Here is a 3,801-nt window from a genome sequence, read left to right as displayed (position 1 = left end):
GCGTAATGGGTTTGCCTCCTTTTCCCCTCCCACCAGACGATTTTAGTCAGCGTCAATTGCCCGTCATTGAAACCCCAGGCCCCTGGCTAAGATTAAATAAAACCGGACACCTTTCTAGTCTTCATTTTGACCGCAGTGGTAGCGGTCGTTTCGATGGGCCAAATCAGGGCTATGGGCTTCTCTATGTGGGTGATGAGTGCAGTACCTTTATTGAATGTTTTGGCCGAACATTTGACGGAGCCGTAACCGTTACAGCCCTAAGAAATAGAAATCTTTTTAGAATTAGAAGTGATCGCGCTTTACTGTTGGCCGACTTAACGGGGCCGGCCCTTGTTCGCATAGGAATAGATGCCCGCATTTCTTCTGGTGATTATGAATATTGTCGGACTTGGGGGCAGGCAATTTGGGAACATCCCCAAGGAGTAGATGGGATTAGATACCGTTCTCGTCATGATGATAGTGTCTATTCCGTTGGGCTTTTTGATCGGGTTAGAAACCATTTGCAAGAAGACAACTTAGGTAATTTATACGATGATAATTCATCCTGTTTAGGTGAAATTTTGGAGCATTATGATTATGCTCTTATTCAAGAATAAGTATCTTTTTGCAATAGGTGCATCTCATTTTTGTCAATCTACCAATTGGGATTTTTACGGGGAAACTCTCTTTTAAAATCGGGCATTACTTCCGATTTTATCACTCAATCCAAGCCTTTGGGGGGTTCTACCCCCCAAACCCCCCGTTGGGGGCGTGGCGCCGCCCCCAAACCCCCCGCGCATTAGCTTTTCGGTGGGATGCTTACACGCGATTGTTCATATTTTTGTACCAATTTAAGAGTCACTGATAAGTGCTGATTGTCGGTATTTCTGCAAATGTGAGATGCACCCTTTGCAATTAGACGCAATCTCCCCTATTCAGAACGGCCAAGTGTTAGGGAATTTTCTGTTAAGTTAATAGCAGCCCACTCGTCGCAAAACTTCAGTGATCACTGATTACTGATCACTGATTACTGATCACTGATCCTCTTGCCCTATTTTGGTAAAATCAACTATAATGGGGAGAAGTTAATTTTTGCCAAGCTTGAGCAGACTTAAACTAATCCCTCAGTGAGCAAGCAATTGAATCCTATGCTTAAAATTGCCCTTTTTGGAACCAGTGCCGATCCTCCTACTGCCGGTCATCAAGCCATACTAAAATGGTTATCGGAACAGTACGATATCGTTGCGGTTTGGGCTGCCGATAATCCCTTTAAAAATCATCAAACCAGTCTCGAACATCGTCTGAGGATGTTAAATTTGCTCATCCGGGATATTCAACCCCCAAGGGATAATATACAACTGCGACGAGAATTAAGCGATCGACGTAGCTTAATTAGTGTGGAAAAAGCGCAAGCAATTTGGGGAGAACAGGAGGAATATACCCTAGTCATTGGTTCTGATTTAGCTGGACAAATTAGGCACTGGTATCGTAGCCAAGAATTACTAGAAAAAGTCAAAATTCTCGTGATTCCTCGTCCCGGATATCCTATTAACCAAGATGATATTGAACAACTGCAAACATTAGGGGGTGATTGTCTGATTGCCGATGTCTTTGCTCCGGCTGTATCCTCAACAGATTATCGAGAAAAAGGCGATAAACAGGCTGTTCCTGCACCGATTAAAGATTATATCGAAGGTCAAAAACTTTACGCATGAAATCGCCAAATACCCTAGCTAATAAATCTCTAGCTGATTTTAAAGTGGGAGTTGATAACGTGATCTTTTCCGTTGATACCCAATTAAATCGGCTGCTAGTGCTTCTGATTAAACGACGGGAAGAACCTTTTAGTAATTACTGGAGTTTACCCGGAACTTTAGTGAGAAATGGGGAATCACTGGAAACGGCAGCCTATCGAATTTTAGCCGAGAAAATTAGTGTCAATAATCTCTATCTAGAACAGTTATATACTTTTGGCAGTCCAGAGGGAGATTCCCCGGCAGCGGCCGAGAGTTTTAGGGAACGTTATCTATCGGTGAGTTACTTCGCTTTAGTGCGGTTTGAGGAAGCAAAGTTAATCACTGAACGGGATTATAATATCACTTGGTATATGATTGATAAAGTGCCAGATTTAGCCTTTAATCACGGTCAAATTTTGGAATATGGCTGGCGAAGATTACGCAATAAAGTAGAATATAGTCCCGTCGCTTTTGAGGTTTTACCAGAATTATTTACTTTAAATGATCTTTATCAATTTTATGAGACAATTTTAGGTAAAAATTTTAGTGATTATTCTAACTTCAGAAATCGGCTATTGAAATTAGGATTTCTCAAGGATATGGGTTTAAAAGTCTCTCGTGGTGCCGGTCGTCCTGCTAGTTTATATCGCTTTGATGAAAAAGCTTTTGCTCCCTTTAAAGAGCAACCGTTAGTTTTTGTTTAAATAGGAAAAAATATGAGAATTGCTATCGCTCAATTAAATCCCATTGTTGGAGATATCGAAGGAAATGCCCAAAGAATTTTAGAGGCCGCTCAAACGGCATTTAATCAGGGAGCAGAATTACTTTTAACCCCGGAATTATCCCTCTGTGGTTATCCTCCCAGAGACTTATTATTAAATCTGGGTTTTGTGGAGAAAATGTCTCGACAATTGCAATTATTGTCCCAACAATTACCAGAAAAGTTAGCCGTCTTAGTCGGTTTTGTCGAAAAAAATCCCTCGGCAACGGTCAGGGGAGAAAAGCCGTTATTTAATAGCATAGCTTTGTTAAAAAGTCAAGAGATTAAACAAATTTTTACTAAACGTTTATTGCCTACCTACGATGTTTTTGATGAGGATCGTTACTTTGCTTCTGGGAAAGAAAGTCAATATTTTCAAATAACAGAAAATAATGTAAAAATCGGTGTAACTATCTGTGAAGATGTTTGGAATGATGAACAATTTTGGGGTCAGCGTCAATACGCGGTTAATCCCATCGCCGATTTAGCTAATTTAGGAGTGGATTTAATCGTTAATCTTTCCGCTTCTCCCTACAGTGTCGGTAAGCAAAAATTGCGAGAATCTTTATTATCCCATAGTGCCACTAGATATAATTTACCGATAGTTTATGTCAATCAAGTGGGAGGTAATGATGATTTAATTTTTGATGGTGACAGCGTGGCTTTTAACCGACAAGGAGAAGTGATTTATCGCGCTCAGGCATTTACTTCTAGCCTAGAATTGATCGAGTTTAATCAAGATTTGTTACCCGCAGTTATTCATCCTTTACCCGTCGATGAAGATGAGGAAATTTATCGAGCTTTAGTCTTAGGAGTGCGAGATTATGTGCAGAAATGCGGTTTTAAACGGGTAATTTTCGGCTTGAGTGGTGGCATTGATTCCAGTTTAGTTGCCGCTATTGCCAGCGACGCATTAGGTAAAGAAAATGTTCTCGCTGTGATGATGCCTTCTCCCTATAGTTCCGACCATTCGATTAGCGATGCAGTGGCTTTAGTTAATAATTTAGGTATCAAAAGTGAGAAGTTAGCAATTAAAGAAATTATGACCGCTTATGATCAACTTTTAGAGCGGCTTTTCGCTGGGACTGATTTCGGTATTGCCGAAGAAAATCTTCAGTCACGCATTCGCGGTAATTTATTAATGGCTCTCTCTAATAAATTCGGTCATTTACTATTATCCACTGGCAATAAATCAGAAATGGCGGTGGGATATTGCACCCTTTACGGTGATATGAATGGTGGTTTAGCAGTGATTGCCGATGTGCCGAAAACGAGGGTTTATTCCCTCTGTCGCTGGTTAAATCGGCACGGGGAAATTATTCCCCT

The 3,801-nt window shown here is 40.9% G+C and carries 4 protein-coding genes; all 4 read left to right on the top strand.

Annotated elements, in window-relative coordinates; all coding sequences use genetic code 11:
* Positions 1-596, top strand: a 596-nt coding sequence (locus tag PX484_RS11660; protein WP_353853229.1) for an RES family NAD+ phosphorylase, incomplete at its 5' end; no start/stop codon positions are given.
* Positions 597-1,127: 531 nt separating this feature from the next.
* The gene (locus PX484_RS11655; RefSeq protein ID WP_002743664.1) at positions 1,128-1,694 is read left to right on the top strand and encodes a nicotinate-nucleotide adenylyltransferase; all 567 of its coding nucleotides are present in this window, start codon (positions 1,128-1,130) and stop codon (positions 1,692-1,694) included.
* Positions 1,691-2,419, top strand: a complete 729-nt coding sequence (locus tag PX484_RS11650) for an NUDIX hydrolase (RefSeq protein WP_016514666.1) — start codon at positions 1,691-1,693, stop codon at positions 2,417-2,419. The genes PX484_RS11655 and PX484_RS11650 overlap by 4 nt, the downstream gene beginning before the upstream one ends.
* 12 nt (positions 2,420-2,431) lie before the next feature.
* On the top strand, positions 2,432-3,801 hold a 1,370-nt coding region (locus PX484_RS11645; protein WP_288103935.1), incomplete at its 3' end, for an NAD+ synthase.

The organism is Microcystis sp. M49636_WE2 (assembly GCF_030065375.1).
Taxonomy (GTDB): domain Bacteria; phylum Cyanobacteriota; class Cyanobacteriia; order Cyanobacteriales; family Microcystaceae; genus Microcystis; species Microcystis aeruginosa_C.
This window is presented reverse-complemented; position numbering and strand designations above follow the sequence as displayed.